Source organism: Curtobacterium sp. MCBD17_023 (assembly GCF_003224415.1).
GTDB lineage: Bacteria > Actinomycetota > Actinomycetes > Actinomycetales > Microbacteriaceae > Curtobacterium.
This window is the reverse complement of sequence record NZ_QKLJ01000015.1, coordinates 1-13704: the sequence shown is the minus strand read 5'-3', so window position 1 is coordinate 13704 and position 13704 is coordinate 1. Positions and strand designations below refer to the sequence as shown.

The window sequence follows — 13704 nt, the reverse complement described above, 5'->3', positions numbered from 1 at the left end:
GCAACCGACCGCGTCGACTCCTGACGAAAGGTTCCTTCATGACCACCAACGCATCGACCCGCACCGACCACGGCTACGGCCGGACGCTCACGCAGAAGGGCGCGCTGGTCTTCGGCGTCGTCTTCCTCATCGTCGGCATCGCCGGCTTCATCCCCGGCCTGACCATGGACATGGGCAGCATGATGGCCGCCGGCAACGACTCGAACGCGCAGCTCCTGGGCCTGTTCCAGGTGTCCGTCCTGCACAACATCGTCCACCTGCTGTTCGGCATCGTCGGCCTGATCGCCGCGCGCTCGTTCGGCTTCTCGCGCCAGTACCTGCTCGTCGGCGGCATCATCTACGCCGTGCTCTTCATCTACGGCCTCTTCACCGCCGGCATGTCCAGCGCCGCGAACTTCGTGCCGCTGAACAGCGCCGACAACGTGCTGCACCTGATCCTCGCCGTCGCGATGATCATCCTCGGCATCGTCCTCCCGCGCTCCGGGGCCCGCACCGCCCGCTGACCCCAGCGTCGGACGCACCCCACCAGAAGCATCGACAGAGCCCCCGGGTCACCCCGGGGGCTCTGTCGTGTCCGCGGCCGCTCAGCCCTGCGGCGGCGTGTACAGCTGCAGGTCGTTGCCCTCGCTGTCCTTGAACGGGATGATCTTGCCCCACGGGTGCTCGCTGATCTCGCCCTGGATGTCCGCGCCGCGGCTCCGCAGCGCGGCGACCTCGTCCTCGATGCTGCCGTCGGGCTGGAACGACACGACCGCGCCACCGGAACTCGACCCGCCGGCCGACTCGCGCCCGTTGAGGCCGATCATGAGCCCACCGGCGTCGATCTCGCTCCAGTCCTCCGACTGGTCCTGCACGGTGAGACCGAGGGTGTCACGGTAGAACGCGACCGCGCGCGCCATGTCGCTGACCGGGACCCAGACTGCTGCGACTCCACTTGCCATGGTGTTTCCTCTCGTCGTGGTGTGCCCTGGACGGTAGGCCGCGCCGTGTCGAGGACACCCAGTCCGGCGGCGCTCCGGGGTACGTCCAGGCCCCGCGGCGCAGGCTCGGTCCGGACACCGTCGGACGGCCGGTGGTGCAGTGGAGGAGGGGTCGCCGATGACCGAGATCGTGCACGTCGTGCTGGTGGAGTGGGACACGGAGGACACTGCCGTGCCGGAACGGGCGACGGCGCTCGCACACGAGCACCTGCCCGGCATCGACGGCGTGGTGTCCGTCGAGACCGGCCCGAGCGTCAGCCCCGAGGGGCTCGAGGGCGGCTTCGACTGGATGCTCGTCGTCAGGTTCCGGGACGCCGCTGCGCGGGACGCCTACCTGCCGCACCCGGCGCACCAGCCGGTCGCCGACCACATCGGCGCGCACGACGCGCGAGTGGTCGTGTTCGACGTGGCTGCCTGACGGACGGGAGGCCCGTGGCACGCTCGCCACGGGCCTCCCGTCCGGCGCACGCCCGGTCAGGCGGTTCGGAACGGTCAGGCGGTTCGGAAGCGGTCCGGTCGTGCCTCGAACCAGCGGATGAGCTCGCGGAGCGCCGGCGAGGCCACCGACGGGCCGGTGCCCGGCGCAGGCGACTCGGTCGAGACGGCCTCGACGTCCTCGAAGGTCGAACGGTACCCGGGCACGTCGTCGAGGTCGGCCTCGGACGTCGGCGCGAACGCCATCGTCCACCCGGGGAACTGTCGCTCCTCGATGAGCTCCTCGACCAGCATGGTGACCTTCGTGTGCCGCGGGTCGGTCTTGATCGTCGCCATCTTGCCGCGGACGGCGGCGTCGGGACCCTCGAGCAGCTGCAGGAAGTAGCCGTTCCGGAACAGCAGCATGCCGGTGACGTCGTTCCGCTCGTTCGCGTCCCGGCTCTGCGTGAGCAGGTCCGCGAGGGCATCGTCGTCGAACACGTCCGTCGCGACGCTCGAGTAGATCAACGACAGCATCTGGGCACCGCTTCCGGTCGACCGGCCCGGCACACCCGTGGTGGACGGGCGAGGAACCGGATGCCAGCGAACTCCGGCACGGCTGGGAGGACCGTCCCGCTGTCCGCTCAGGGACGGTCGGGCCGGCGCCGGCGTCAGGGTCGGCCGTCCTCCGCGTCCACGACGCCCGGGGTCGGGGTCGTGCCGGTGAAGTCGTCGCGCATCGTGCCGACGCCACGCTGCGGGTGCGCCCGGTCGAGGTGCTTCGCCCGCGAGGCCTTCCGCGGCCCGGGGTCGGTGTGCATCGCGGTGTTCCGGTCGTCCTGCAGCGCGGACTGCACCTCGCCCTCGCGGTTGAACGACCACATGAGCATCGGGTCGCCGACGGGCAGCGGGTCCGCCTCGTGCCCGCCCATCGGGGCGCTGTGCCAGGTGTGCCAGGTCTTGCCGTACGAGTTGACGAGGTGCCCCATCAGCTCGGTCTCGACCGCGATCGGCAGCCCCGGGGCGACGAGCTCGCCGGAGAAGACCTCGTGGTTGTGCGGGTGCCACGACGGCTTCTCGTCCTCGGGCAGCCCGTCGAACAGCCGCTCGGAGACGATGTACTCGACGCCGATCAGGTTCGCGTCCGCGGTGTTGCCGTCGAACAGCACGCACTGCAGCATGTCGGCGTTCACAACCTTGCAGTAGTGGTGGGCCTCCATCTGCACGTCGGGCTCGCCCTTGACGCAGTGGAACCCGACGACGTAGACGTCGAACCCCTTGAGCGGGTCCGTCGGCTGCAGCAGGTCGGCGCCACGGTCGAGCAGGGCCAGGCGGAAGCCCCGGTCCGCGCCCGGTGGGGTGACGCCGGTGGCACGGGCCGGGACCGCGGGATTCCGCGGCACGGGTCAGCCCTCCTCGGGCTCGGCCGGCTCCCCGCCGGAGTCCACGTCACTGTCCTGCTGCGGGTCCTGCGTGGCGTTCCCCGAGGCGGAGCCGTCGGGCAGCTCCTCGGTGTGCCGGGCCTCCGCGTCGGAGATGTCGTCCGGGCCGGTTCCGTTCGTCGTGTCGCTCATGGACGCGACCGTACGCGGTGGCCGTCCTCGCCGGCTCAGGCCGGGAGGCCCGCCCGCGCGGCCGCGACGGCCCGCCCCCGGTCCGTGGTCGGGAACCGCTCGATGAGCGCCACGAGTTCCGGAGCCGGGACGTTCGCCCCGAAGGCCTCGGCGTGCGGTTCGAGCGCCACGCTGTCGCTGAGCGAGCCCGCCGCGACGGCGTCGAAGCCGAGCTCGTCGACGAGCGCCGCGACGGCCGCCACGGCCGCCTCGTCGTCGCCCGCGACGGCGATCGCCTTCCGCTCGGGGTCGCCCGCCGGACGTGCGCCGGCGTCGAGGTCGTGGTACCCCATGTGGTTGAAGGCCTTGACGACCGTGGCTCCCGGCAGGTGCTGCTGCACGAGCGCACTCGTCGACACGCGGCCGTCCTCGAGGTCGGGTCGGTGCCCGTCGACCTCCCACCAGTGGTTCATCGCGTCGATGACGACCTTGCCGCGGAGCCGCTCCGCCGGGACCGAGTCGAGGCGTCCGAGCGGCAGGGCGAGCACGACGACGTCGGCCTGTTCGACGGCGTCGGCGGCGCGGACCGCCTCGGTCCCGGGCGCCACGACGGACAGGATCAGGCGGATGCGGTCCGGGTCGCCCGAGCCCGCGACGAGGACGCGGTGGCCGGTGCCGACGAGCAGGCGACCGAGGACCGTCCCGAGCTTCCCGGCGCCGAGGACCGCGACGGTCCGGAACGGGGAGGTACCGGTGGTGTCCGTGCCGGTCATGCTGCGGCCTCCTGGCGATCGGTGTCCTCGGTCCGGGCGGTGTCGCCGCGGTCGGTGTCGCCGCGGGCGGTGTCGCCGTGGTCGGTGTCGCCGCGGTCGGCGAGCAGTTCGCGCACCCGGGGGACGACGACGCCGCCGTACAGCTCGACGGCTCGGGTGCGGGCCCGCATCGACTGGCCGCCGGAGGTGTAGATCATGTCGAAGCGGCCGACGCCCATCGTGTCGACGGCGTGGGCGATCCGCTGCGCGACGGTCTCCGGCGAGCCGATGTACATCGAGCCGGTGGCGACCTCGCGGTCGAACTCGGCGCGGGTCACCGGCGGCCACCCGCGCAGGGCGCCGATCCGGTCGCGGACGACCCGGTAGTGCGGCCAGAACAGCTCCGTGGCCTCCTCGTCCGTGTCGGCGACGAAGCCGGGCGAGTGCATGCCGACCGGGTACGCCGTCGTGCCGAACTGCTCGGCGGCCCGGCGGTACAGGTCGAGGTACGGCGCGAAGCGCTCGGGCTGCCCGCCGATGATCGCGAGCATGAGCGGGAACCCGTACTGCGCGGTCCGCACGACCGACTGCGGGGACCCGCCGACGCCGACCCACGTGCGCAGGCCGTGCTCGGTCTTCGGGAAGACGTCGGCGTCGACGAGCGGCGCGCGGGTCGTCCCGCTCCAGGTGACGGGCTCCTCGCGCAGGAGCTGCGCGAACAACTCGATTTTTTCCTCGAACAGGACCTCGTAGTCGGCCAGGTCGTGGCCGAACAACGGGAAGGACTCGGTGAAGGACCCGCGGCCGAGGATCACCTCGGCCCGACCACGGGACAGCGCGTCGACCGTCGCGAAGCGTTGGAACACGCGGACGGGGTCGTCGGAGGACAGGACCGTGACGCCCGACCCGAGGCGGATGCGCTTCGTCACCGTGGCGAGACCGGCGAGCACGGTCTCGGGGGAGGACACGGAGTACTCGGGCCGGTGGTGCTCCCCGACCGTGAAGACGTCGACGCCGAGTTCGTCGGCGATGACGGCCTCGTCGACGAGCTGCCGGATCGACCGGGCGTGGCTGACGAACGCGCCGTCGTCGTCCGTCGGGACGTCGCCGAACGTGTCGAGGCCGAAGGTGATGTCGGGCATGGTGCCTCATTTCGTTGTCGCTTCAACCAAGTGATTGACGCGTCAATCATGTGCCGCTACCGTCGAGGAGTCAAGAGGAGGCCGCATGGGTGACGACGGACAGCAGACGCGGGGCCGGCGATCGCCGACCGTCGACGAACTGGCGACCTGGCGCGACTACGTCGAGACGTCGGACGCCGTCCGGCGTGCGCTCGCCGCGGCGCTCCAGTCCGCGTCCGGGATCTCCGACGGCGACTACCGCGTGATGCTCGCGCTGAGCGAGGCGCCGGAGCGCACACGCCGGTCCGCGGAGCTCGCCGACGAGGTCGGGTGGGAACGCAGCCGGCTCTCCCACCACCTCCGGCGGATGGAGGAACGCGGCCTCGTCACGCGCGACCGGTTCGGACCGGACGCCCGCGGCACGGCCGTGACCCTGAGCGCCGAGGGCGCCCGGCTCTACCGGAGCTCCTCGGCCGCCCACCTCCGCGCGGTCCGACAGGTCTTCGTCGACGCCTTCACGCCCGAGGAGCTCGCCGCGGTCCGCGTCGTGTCCGGGGCCCTCCGCCGCCACCAGGCCGCGGGCCTCCCGGACCGAGGCCGGGCCGACCGGACCTGATCCGTCCGGTCACACTCGCCGCGGGTCAGGCGTCGCGACGCCCGGTGCGGAGGCCCGGGAACTGCTCGTCGCGCCACTCCCCCTCGAGCTGCGGGCCGCCGAACGCCTCCTGTTCGCGGGCGCGCAGTTCGACGCGGCGGATCTTGCCCGACACGGTCTTCGGCAGCGCACCGAACTCCACCCGTCGGACGCGCTGCCAGGCCGGCATCGCGGAGCGGGCGTGCGCCAGGATGTCCCGCGCGGTCTCGGCGGTGGGCTCCCACCCGGACGCGAGCGTGACGTACGCCTTCACCACGGTCAGGCGTTCCTCGTGCGGCGCCGGGACGACCGCGGACTCGGCGACCGCGGGGTGCTGGAGCAGCGCGCTCTCCACCTCGAACGGCGAAACCTTGTAGTCCGAGGACTTGAACACGTCGTCGGTGCGGCCGACGAACGTCAGCGAACCGTCCTCGTGCCGGGTGGCGACGTCGCCGGTGTGGAAGAAGCCGCCGCGGAGCGCGTCGTCGGTCCGCTCGGGCGCGCCGAGGTACCCGGCCATGAGGTTCACCGGCGTCGTCGTCAGGTCGAGGCAGACCTCGCCCTCGCTGGCGCCGGGTTCGCCCGTGACCGGGTCGAGGAGCGTGATCGCGACCCCGGGCAGCCCGTGGCCCATCGCGCCGGGCCGCACGGTGTCGCCCGGGGCGTTGCCGACGATCGCGGTGGTCTCGGTCTGGCCGTAGCCGTCGCGGATCGTGCGGCCCCAGGACTCCTCGACGAGCCGGATGACCTCGGGGTTGAGGGGCTCGCCGGCCGAGACGACCTCGCGGAGGGCGGTCGGCCGACTGCCGAGGTCGGCCTGGATGAGCAGGCGCCACACGGTCGGCGGGGCGCAGAAGGACGTGACCTGGGCCTGCTCGAGCTGGTGCAGCAGGCCCACCGGGTCGAAGCGCTCCTGGTTGTACACGAACACCGTGGCCTCGGCGATCCACGGCGCGAAGAAGCAGCTCCACGCGTGCTTGCCCCATCCCGGCGAACTGATCGCCAGGTGGACGTCGCCGGGCTCGAGCCCGATCCAGTACATGGTCGTCAGGTGCCCCACGGGGTAGGACGTCTGCGTGTGCACGACCATCTTCGGCTTGTCCGTGGTCCCGGAGGTGAAGTACACCAGGCACGGGTCCGTGGCCGCGGTCACCACCTCGGGCCTCCACTCCCCCACGGGTGCGGGTTCGCCGAGGTCGCTCGGGTACGTCGTCCAGCCGTCCACGGTGCCGCCGACCACGATGCGGGTGAAGCCCCCCGTCAGGTCCGCGTACTTCGGCGTCTCGCGCAGCGTGGTGACGACGTGCGCGACCTGGCCGCGGTCGATGCGGTCCTGCAGGTCCGCGGCGCCGAGCATCGTCGACGTCGGGAGGATCACGGCGCCGACCTTCATGACGGCGAGCATCGACTCCCAGAGCTCCAGCTGGTTGTCGAGCATGAGCAGCACGTGGTCGCCCTTCGCGACGCCGAGGTCGTGGAACCGGGCCGCGAGCCGGTCGGAACGGGCGGACATCTCCGCGTAGGTGGTGTGCGACTCGCGCCCGTCCTCCTCGACGATGACCAGGGCGTCCCGGTCGTTGCCCGCCGCGATGACGTCGAACCAGTCGATCGCCCAGTTGAACGTGGCACCGACGTCCGGCCACCGGAACGTCTCGCGCGCCGCAGCGCTGTCGGTGCGGGCGGCGATGAGGGCGTCTCGGGCGGCGCGGAGGGCGGCGGCGGGTTCGGTGCGCATGTACCGACCTTGCCCCATCGAGGTGGGTCCGCGCACGGCCGACGCCCAACTACCACAGCATGGAGAAGCGATCAACCCCTCGCGGGGATGATTCCCGGTCCGTAACGTGCTCATGGAGGCACCGAACGTGTGCTGCTCGCTTCCGATGCGGGGCCGCCCGGGCCAGCACGACACCATGAGCGAGAGGATCGGACCGACGATGACACTGATCGACGAACGGCCCGGCCTGACGGGCACCGCCCCTCGCAGCACCGTCCGCATCGAGGCCATGGGGCATGCACCCGACGCAGCAGTCCTCGACCTCAGCGGGTTCTACGCCGGGCGGCAGTGGTCCGCCCGAGCGACCGAGCAGCCCTTCCGCTACCGCTACACCGCGGTCGGCGACGCCGACCTGACGCTCCGTCGGGCGCAGGTCTCCGGGTTCCTCCGCGGAGCCATCCCGGCGTCCGACGAGTACATCGTCCAGTGGCTCACCGCGGGGCAGGGCGTCCCCGACGTCCTGCAGGACCGCGTGCCGATGACCGGTGACGTGCCGATGCTCTTCCCGACCTGTCGGGACTTCGTGTTCGAGTACCAGGACTACGACCAGCGCGTCGTGCACCTGTCCCGACGGGTCGTGCACGAGGTCGCTGACGAGCAGTTCCACACCGGGCAGGTCGCGGACCTCGGCCTCGACCACCTGCGCACCCTCGACCCGGCCGCCGTGGCGCAGTGGAAGAACAGCCTGGCGCTGCTCTCCCGCGAGCTGCGGACGGGCGGCGTCGACTCCCTCCTCTGGCACACCCTCGTCCGCGGGACCGCAGGTGCGTTCCTCCGGATGTACCCGCCGACCGTGACCACGTTGCCGCCGGCCGTGCTCCTGCCCCGACGCGCACGCCTCCGCGCCGCCGTCGAGTACGTCCACGAGCACGTCGCCGAGCCGATGAGCGTCTCGGACGTCGCCGGTGCCGCCGGCCTCAGCGTCCGGGCGACCCAGGAGGCGTTCCAGCGCCACCTGGGGGTGACGCCCATGCAGTACCTGCTGCAGGTGCGCCTCGAGCAGGTCCGCCGCGAGCTGCTGCAGGCCGACCCGACCACCGCTGCCGTGCAGACGATCGCCCGACGGTGGGGGTTCGCGCACCTCGGTCGCTTCTCCGCCGCGTACCGGAACGCCTACGGCGAGTACCCGCGGAACACGCTGCGCCGCTGACGTCGGTCCGGACGGGGCGCGGTCAGTCGAAGTAGTAGTCCTCCGGGCGGACGTCCGGGTCCTCGTGGACCGGGCGCACCGGCCCGGCGATGTCCGCCAACCGGTGCACGTGCTCCACGAACGCGGAGTCGTCGACGTCGACACCCCGTCCGTCGTCGGGTGCCGGGCTCAGGGTGATCTGGCTCGACGGACCGATCAGCAGGGTCTCGACGACCGGCAGTCCCTGCTCGTCGACCGTCGGGACGTCCAGGGTGTCGGTCTTCCGGTTCGCCCCGAGCACCGCCGCGTAGTGGATGACGGCGTCGGCTGCGTCGTCGCTCGTCCGGATCGCCCGACCTGCGTACTGGATGTCCTTCATCCGCCCAGTCAACGCGCGACGCGTGCGGCGGGGCTCAGGTCCTCCACGAGACGCAACCGCCCGGCCGACGCGGCATCCGCTCGGATGGAACAGACGGAGCCGTCCCTCTGTTGCACCGGGTACTGTCGCAGCCAGCGTCACGAACCACGGAGGTACCGATGACCACCACCGAGACCGCGATCCTCGCCGGCGGGTGTTTCTGGGGAGCGCAGCAGCTCCTCCGCCGCCGACCGGGAGTCCTCAGCACCCGCGTCGGCTACTCGGGCGGCGACGTGCCGAACGCCACCTACCGCAACCACGGCACGCACGCCGAGGCGGTCGAGATCGTCTTCGACCCGTCGGTGATCTCCTACCGTGAGCTCCTCGAGTTCTTCTTCCAGATCCACGACCCGTCGACGAAGAACCGCCAGGGCAACGACGTCGGCATGAGCTACCGCTCCGCCGTCTTCTTCACCTCGGACGAGCAGCGCGACGTCGCCCTCGACACCATCGCCGACGTCGACGCCTCCGGTCTGTGGCCGGGCAAGGTCGTCACCGAGGTCACCCCCGCCGGCCCCTTCTGGGAGGCCGAGGAGGAGCACCAGGACTACCTCGAGAAGATCCCGAACGGGTACACGTGCCACTTCGTGCGCCCGGGCTGGGTCCTGCCGAAGCGCAGCGAGGCGGCCGCCACGGCCTGACCGGTCGCGCCGTCACAGCCCACGGACGGGAGGCCCGGTACCAGCTGGTACCGGGCCTCCCGTCCGTCGTCGGGTCGTCGCCGTCGGCCCGGCGACCAGGCGCGTCAGCGCGGGGCGTCGCCGCCGGTGTCCTCCGCGACGTCGTGTTCGCGCTGGAGCGACTCCGGGAGTCCCATCACGAGGCGCCATCGGTTGCCCTCGGGGTCCCGCTCGTAGGAGAAGTCGTCCATCAGGAGCTCGATCATCGCGATCCCGCGGCCGGACTCGGCCATCTCCTCGGGGTCCGGCATCTCCGTGCGGAACGGCACCTGCACCTCGGCGCCGCTGTCGCTGAGCACCGCCTCGAGCGTGGTCGACGTCCGCCGCAGCGTCAGCTGGCACACCAGCCGTTCGTTCCCCTCGGCATGCTCGATGACGTTCCCCGCGAGTTCGAGCAGCGCGGTCTCGAACCGCATCCGCTCACCCGGGCCGAGGTCGGCGTTGCGGTGCCAGAGGTCGTCCACCGAGTCGTGCACCTCGTCCACGTCGTTCGGCGGCACGACGAGCAGCACGGTGCGCTCCCATGCCGGGCCGGAGATCGCCGAACCGTCAGCCGTGCCGTCAGTCACCATGCGCACATCCTCACATCTCGACGGGCGTCTGGGGCAGTGGGATCGCAGCACGACCACCGGTCGCTCGGCACCGGGGTGCGCTCAGGGGTGCCGATGCGGATCGTGGCCGGCGAGTGCCGCTCGCGTCCGAGCACGGAGGTCCCTGACGAAGGTGCGGTCGTCGGGCTCGAGCAGGTCCTCGGGGGCGGGCATCACCATGAGGGGCACGGCGGGAGCCAGGAGCATCTGAGCCGTGACGGGCGTCCCGCTCACGTCGAACGCGGGAGCGGCGACGACATCGGTGAGGCCGGCCTGGTTGAGCGCCGCCGCGTACTCGAGGAGGACGACCGCAGCGGCGTCACCGGTCATCACGGACCAGAACCCGTACAGGACGTACTTCATGGCGACGATCCTGTTCAGCCAGGTGTTCGCCCGGTCCGCGACGCGGACCGGTGGCTGACTCGGTCCGATGGTATGCGTCACGACGTGCACGGGCTCGGTGCTTCCAGCTGCCCGGCGTCGTCCTCCGTCTCGGGGCTCGTTCCGCCGGCGGAGAGTCGCGCTCGGGTACTCGCCGAACTGCTGCGCGTACACGCTGGCGAAGCGGCCCAGGTGGGTGAAGCCCCACCGTCGCGCTACGTCGCTGACGGCGATCGCGCCCGGCTCACCGCGGAGGAGCTCATCGCGCACGTGCTGCAACCGGACCTCGCGGAGGTACACGATCGGGCTGCGCCCGACATGGCGTTGGAAGGCCTCCTGCAGACCTCGGACGCTCAGGCCGGCGGCGGCGGCGATGTCGCCCACCGTGAGGGGTTCGTGCGCGTGGTCGTGGACGTGCTCGGCGGTGCGACGGACCCGGGCGTGCCCGGGCTGCAGCAGCGCCGCCCTGAGTTCGTCGGTCTGCGGCCGGTACATGCCCAGGAACGCTGTGGCGACCTCCCCGGGTCGCCTCGTGCCAGAGCAGGGACCCCGCCGCGGACGCTCCGAGTGCTCGCGATGCACCGGCCACGCTCTGCCGCCACCGGAGCACCGACTCGTCTGTCGGCGGCCGCGTGTGCTCGAACCGCAACTCCCCACCGGTGAGCTCGTACCGTTCCGCCGCGACCTCGCGGACGAGGTCGCGGTCGAGGGGCATCAGGCGTTGGTCGTAGTCCGTGAACGTGAACACGAACTCCCGGTCTGGAGGGAACAACAGTGGCTGGTGTAGCTGCTGGGGGATGTCGTCGCCGCCCAGGTCGACGACGGAGGAGCCGGCGTCGATTCACTGCACGACGTAGTCGTCGCCGGGCGGGATCTCACCCGGATGAAACCGGACATCTGCGACCGGCGCAGCGTCAGCGCCTCGTCCCCCGCAGCGACGTACCGGTACGAATAGGGCGAGTCGGTGGCACGGCTGTACCACCGCCTCCCGTCGTAGAGCCCCGGCAGTGTCGCCATCGCCCTGTCCGGGTGGGATCCTGCTGCCGCGGCGCGGACAGGCTCCGGTCGACTCGTCGGCGTGCCAGCGTCGTGCTCGCCCATCTCCACCTCTCGTGTGTCCTGCTCGCCGACCGGCGTGTGCGGGTCGCTCATCTCTTCGCCGTCCTCCGCGTCCGACGTCTCGCCGGTGCTGTCCGGCACAGCGGCGTCAGCGGCGTCAGCGGCGTCAGCGGTGTCAGCGGTGTCAGCGGTGCAGCGGCTCGCGGGGGTACTCGCCGAAACGCCGGCGTAAGCGGCTGAGAAGCCGCCCGCGTGCGCGAACCCCCAGAACCGGGCGACGTCCGAGACGTTCGTTGCGGCAGGGTCAGCAGCGAGCAGTTCCGAGCGGACGCGGTCGAGACGCACCTGACGGATGTAGGGGTTCGGGAACATCCCCAGGACCCGGTTGAACGCGACCTGGAGCGCGCGGAGGCTCAGGTTGGCGAGGACTGCGAGGTCGGTGCTGGTGATCGGCAGGTGGGCGTGCTCGTGGACGTACTCCGCGACGTGCCGGATCCGGGCGTTCTGCGGGAGCAGCAGTTCCGCAGGCAGGTCCACGGTCGCCTGCGGGTAGAGCTCGAGGAGCGACACCGCGGCGAGGCGCCCCATCTCGGCCTGGAGGAGCTGCGACGCGTTCCGGTACATGGTGGCGTGGTACGAGACGATCATCGCCCCACACGTCGCACTCGCGGCCTGAACCAACGAGTCAACCAAACCTGCAGCAGTCCCATCCTGCAACGACACGTCACCGTTCGAGTCTCCGACGACAGGTGGACGTTCAGTCTCTTCAACGGGGCACCCTTGACCAATCCGACGGACCCCCTGGTGGAAGCGGCGACCCAGGTGATGAACGTGTTACTGGAACTCCGTTCGATGGGTCGTGGTGTGGAAGCGGCTGGCCCTGCTGATGTCTGACCGGAAGTGGGTGCAGGACATCCGGCAGCAGCAGAGGATCCTGTCGTTGCCGTTCGGCCTCGGTTGGACGATCGACATCACCCAGACGCTGACCGCTCTCGCCGCTGCCGGTATGCCCGCCCAGGTGGAAGCGTTTGACCGGCTCCGGTTCGAGGACGGCCGTACTGCGTTCCTCGCAACGCCGGACCCCACGGCCACCGTTCATGACGGAACTGGGGACGGCCGACGCGACGATGTGATCCTCCTGCCCGGTGGATCGGAGGGCGGAGTCCTGTCACTGGTGCGCCGGTATCCGGACCTGGTGGTCGTGAACGGGAAGCGGCAACGCGTCTGGGCGAACGGCCGGCAAGTGCACGGAACGTCAACGCAACGAGGCGCGACGCCGCGCTGGCGTCACGTGTTCGCTATCGCCCGCACGATCGCCTTGCACGGTGGCGGCACGCATGCCGTCGCCGAATACATCGGCATCCCGGCGGACGACGTCCGTGCAGCCATGCCCACCCTTGGCAATCATGTGTTTCACACGCCGTTGGGGTGGGAAGCGAGGGACCGGCCCTCGCTCATCGACTGGGCTCTCGCCGCCTACCCGGGCCCCGGCGGAGTGCGGACCTGCTGGCACCGCGACGACACCATCGACGCGCAAGCAGAGGAGCTCGTCGGATTCGGTGGGGTGATGTCGGACCGTTGGGCCGTGCAGCAGTCCGGCGTCCTGGTCCCGCCGAACCGGCTGACCGCGTTCTTCGCCAAGCATCCCGACATGCACGCGCTCGGCTACGAGCCCGCATCAGCGGATAGCGCCACCGTGGCGGTCGTCATCCCGCAGGACACCACCATCCTGACCGCGACCAATCACGGGTGCTGCACGAATGAGTTCATCACCGCGCACGTCATCTACGAAGACAGCTGGGTGGTCGTGAACACGGACGCGGTGAACGCGTTGCGGCAGCTGCTGCACTTCCAAGCCGACCTCGCCCACGACCTCCGCTGGCACCCCAGTGGAAGTTGACGAGGGGACGCCGATGATGTTGCAGCTGCTGTCCATGACGTTGGCGTTCGATGACACCCGCTTCTTCGGCTCCGTCATGTTCACCAACCCCACCCGCCCCAACAACACGCCCTCAGTCGTCCTCATCGACCACGCCGACCAGGCGCCGTGGTTCCGCCTCAGCAACGTCGACCCTGACGTCCAGGACCCGTCGGATCCGGCGATGGCGGAAGCGGACCGGATCATGCGGTTCATCCTCACCTGGGCGCCAGAACGTCTCGGCCGCACCCACCCCGACCCCGACCCTGACCAGTCCTGACCCTGTCTCTTATACACATCT

At 71.0% G+C, this 13704-nt stretch carries 18 protein-coding genes; 7 read left to right on the top strand and 11 right to left on the bottom strand.

All coding sequences use genetic code 11. The features are described from left to right. The first annotated feature begins 38 nt into the window (after positions 1-38). Positions 39-503 (top strand): DUF4383 domain-containing protein, encoded by a 465-nt coding sequence (locus tag DEI84_RS13255; RefSeq protein ID WP_110825632.1) that lies wholly within the window; start codon positions 39-41, stop codon positions 501-503. An 81-nt stretch (positions 504-584) separates the two neighbouring features. On the opposite strand, the gene DEI84_RS13250 is transcribed toward DEI84_RS13255, so the two are convergent. Continuing rightward, a complete protein-coding gene (locus DEI84_RS13250; RefSeq protein WP_110891187.1) occupies positions 585-941 on the bottom strand; it encodes a VOC family protein in 357 nt (118 codons plus the stop codon). Between the two features lie 157 nt (positions 942-1098). On the opposite strand from DEI84_RS13250, the gene DEI84_RS13245 reads away from it, so the two are divergent. Continuing rightward, positions 1099-1398, top strand: a complete 300-nt coding sequence (locus DEI84_RS13245; RefSeq protein WP_110891227.1) for a Dabb family protein — start codon at positions 1099-1101, stop codon at positions 1396-1398. Between the two features lie 74 nt (positions 1399-1472). On the opposite strand, the gene DEI84_RS13240 is transcribed toward DEI84_RS13245, so the two are convergent. From DEI84_RS13240 to DEI84_RS13225, 5 genes are all read right to left on the bottom strand, one after another. Next, entirely contained in the window at positions 1473-1931 is a 459-nt protein-coding gene (locus DEI84_RS13240) for a BLUF domain-containing protein (protein ID WP_110891186.1), read from the bottom strand. 134 nt (positions 1932-2065) lie between these two features. Continuing rightward, a complete protein-coding gene (locus DEI84_RS13235; protein WP_110891185.1) occupies positions 2066-2797 on the bottom strand; it encodes an OBAP family protein in 732 nt (243 codons plus the stop codon). Positions 2798-2800: 3 nt separating this feature from the next. Next, positions 2801-2968: a hypothetical protein gene (locus DEI84_RS15760; RefSeq protein WP_181420462.1), complete on the bottom strand. Its 168-nt coding sequence runs from the start codon at positions 2966-2968 to the stop codon at positions 2801-2803. 35 nt (positions 2969-3003) lie between these two features. Continuing rightward, on the bottom strand, positions 3004-3720 hold the full coding sequence (locus DEI84_RS13230; RefSeq protein ID WP_110891184.1) for an NADPH-dependent F420 reductase: 717 nt from the start codon (positions 3718-3720) through the stop codon (positions 3004-3006). Next, positions 3717-4841: an LLM class flavin-dependent oxidoreductase gene (locus DEI84_RS13225; RefSeq protein WP_110891183.1), complete on the bottom strand. Its 1125-nt coding sequence runs from the start codon at positions 4839-4841 to the stop codon at positions 3717-3719. Before DEI84_RS13225 ends, DEI84_RS13230 begins: the two co-directional genes overlap by 4 nt. A gap of 85 nt (positions 4842-4926) precedes the next feature. Here DEI84_RS13225 and DEI84_RS13220 point away from each other — a divergent pair, with 85 nt between their 5' ends. Continuing rightward, positions 4927-5436: a MarR family winged helix-turn-helix transcriptional regulator gene (locus tag DEI84_RS13220; RefSeq protein WP_110891182.1), complete on the top strand. Its 510-nt coding sequence runs from the start codon at positions 4927-4929 to the stop codon at positions 5434-5436. A 25-nt stretch (positions 5437-5461) separates the two neighbouring features. Here the strand turns inward: DEI84_RS13220 and DEI84_RS13215 are convergent, their stop codons facing one another. Beyond that, on the bottom strand, positions 5462-7189 hold the full coding sequence (locus DEI84_RS13215) for an AMP-binding protein (protein WP_110891181.1): 1728 nt from the start codon (positions 7187-7189) through the stop codon (positions 5462-5464). A gap of 199 nt (positions 7190-7388) precedes the next feature. Here DEI84_RS13215 and DEI84_RS13210 point away from each other — a divergent pair, with 199 nt between their 5' ends. Beyond that, a complete protein-coding gene (locus DEI84_RS13210; protein ID WP_146236376.1) occupies positions 7389-8378 on the top strand; it encodes an AraC family transcriptional regulator in 990 nt (329 codons plus the stop codon). Positions 8379-8400: 22 nt separating this feature from the next. Here DEI84_RS13210 and DEI84_RS13205 read toward each other — a convergent pair whose 3' ends face one another. Next, complete coding sequence (locus tag DEI84_RS13205; protein WP_110891180.1) at positions 8401-8736, bottom strand: hypothetical protein; 336 nt, start codon at positions 8734-8736, stop codon at positions 8401-8403. A 158-nt stretch (positions 8737-8894) separates the two neighbouring features. Between DEI84_RS13205 and msrA the strand changes: the two genes are divergently transcribed. Next, positions 8895-9416 (top strand): peptide-methionine (S)-S-oxide reductase MsrA, encoded by a 522-nt coding sequence (gene msrA, locus DEI84_RS13200; RefSeq protein ID WP_110825642.1) that lies wholly within the window; start codon positions 8895-8897, stop codon positions 9414-9416. A gap of 104 nt (positions 9417-9520) precedes the next feature. On the opposite strand, the gene DEI84_RS13195 is transcribed toward msrA, so the two are convergent. From DEI84_RS13195 to DEI84_RS13185, 3 genes are all read right to left on the bottom strand, one after another. Beyond that, complete coding sequence (locus DEI84_RS13195) at positions 9521-10027, bottom strand: ATP-binding protein (protein WP_110825643.1); 507 nt, start codon at positions 10025-10027, stop codon at positions 9521-9523. 81 nt (positions 10028-10108) lie between these two features. Next, entirely contained in the window at positions 10109-10921 is an 813-nt protein-coding gene (locus tag DEI84_RS13190; protein ID WP_110891179.1) for a helix-turn-helix transcriptional regulator, read from the bottom strand. Positions 10922-11140: 219 nt separating this feature from the next. Next, on the bottom strand, positions 11141-12133 hold the full coding sequence (locus DEI84_RS13185) for an AraC family transcriptional regulator (protein WP_146236375.1): 993 nt from the start codon (positions 12131-12133) through the stop codon (positions 11141-11143). Between the two features lie 211 nt (positions 12134-12344). Here DEI84_RS13185 and DEI84_RS13180 point away from each other — a divergent pair, with 211 nt between their 5' ends. Both DEI84_RS13180 and DEI84_RS13175 read left to right on the top strand, forming a co-directional pair. Next, positions 12345-13385, top strand: a complete 1041-nt coding sequence (locus DEI84_RS13180; protein ID WP_110891177.1) for a hypothetical protein — start codon at positions 12345-12347, stop codon at positions 13383-13385. 13 nt (positions 13386-13398) lie between these two features. Continuing rightward, the gene (locus DEI84_RS13175) at positions 13399-13683 is read left to right on the top strand and encodes a hypothetical protein (RefSeq protein ID WP_146236374.1); all 285 of its coding nucleotides are present in this window, start codon (positions 13399-13401) and stop codon (positions 13681-13683) included. Positions 13684-13704: the final 21 nt, after the last annotated feature.

Coding starts and splice junctions, on each gene's coding strand:
- DEI84_RS13255 (WP_110825632.1), top strand. CDS start 39: ATGACCACCAACGCATCGACCCGCACCGACCACGGCTACGGCCGGACG.
- DEI84_RS13250 (WP_110891187.1), bottom strand. CDS start 941: ATGGCAAGTGGAGTCGCAGCAGTCTGGGTCCCGGTCAGCGACATGGCG.
- DEI84_RS13245 (WP_110891227.1), top strand. CDS start 1,099: ATGACCGAGATCGTGCACGTCGTGCTGGTGGAGTGGGACACGGAGGAC.
- DEI84_RS13240 (WP_110891186.1), bottom strand. CDS start 1,931: ATGCTGTCGTTGATCTACTCGAGCGTCGCGACGGACGTGTTCGACGAC.
- DEI84_RS15760 (WP_181420462.1), bottom strand. CDS start 2,968: ATGAGCGACACGACGAACGGAACCGGCCCGGACGACATCTCCGACGCG.
- DEI84_RS13230 (WP_110891184.1), bottom strand. CDS start 3,720: ATGACCGGCACGGACACCACCGGTACCTCCCCGTTCCGGACCGTCGCG.
- DEI84_RS13225 (WP_110891183.1), bottom strand. CDS start 4,841: ATGCCCGACATCACCTTCGGCCTCGACACGTTCGGCGACGTCCCGACG.
- DEI84_RS13220 (WP_110891182.1), top strand. CDS start 4,927: ATGGGTGACGACGGACAGCAGACGCGGGGCCGGCGATCGCCGACCGTC.
- DEI84_RS13215 (WP_110891181.1), bottom strand. CDS start 7,189: ATGCGCACCGAACCCGCCGCCGCCCTCCGCGCCGCCCGAGACGCCCTC.
- DEI84_RS13210 (WP_146236376.1), top strand. CDS start 7,389: ATGACACTGATCGACGAACGGCCCGGCCTGACGGGCACCGCCCCTCGC.
- DEI84_RS13205 (WP_110891180.1), bottom strand. CDS start 8,736: ATGAAGGACATCCAGTACGCAGGTCGGGCGATCCGGACGAGCGACGAC.
- msrA (WP_110825642.1), top strand. CDS start 8,895: ATGACCACCACCGAGACCGCGATCCTCGCCGGCGGGTGTTTCTGGGGA.
- DEI84_RS13195 (WP_110825643.1), bottom strand. CDS start 10,027: ATGGTGACTGACGGCACGGCTGACGGTTCGGCGATCTCCGGCCCGGCA.
- DEI84_RS13190 (WP_110891179.1), bottom strand. CDS start 10,921: ATGTACCGGCCGCAGACCGACGAACTCAGGGCGGCGCTGCTGCAGCCC.
- DEI84_RS13185 (WP_146236375.1), bottom strand. CDS start 12,133: ATGATCGTCTCGTACCACGCCACCATGTACCGGAACGCGTCGCAGCTC.
- DEI84_RS13175 (WP_146236374.1), top strand. CDS start 13,399: ATGATGTTGCAGCTGCTGTCCATGACGTTGGCGTTCGATGACACCCGC.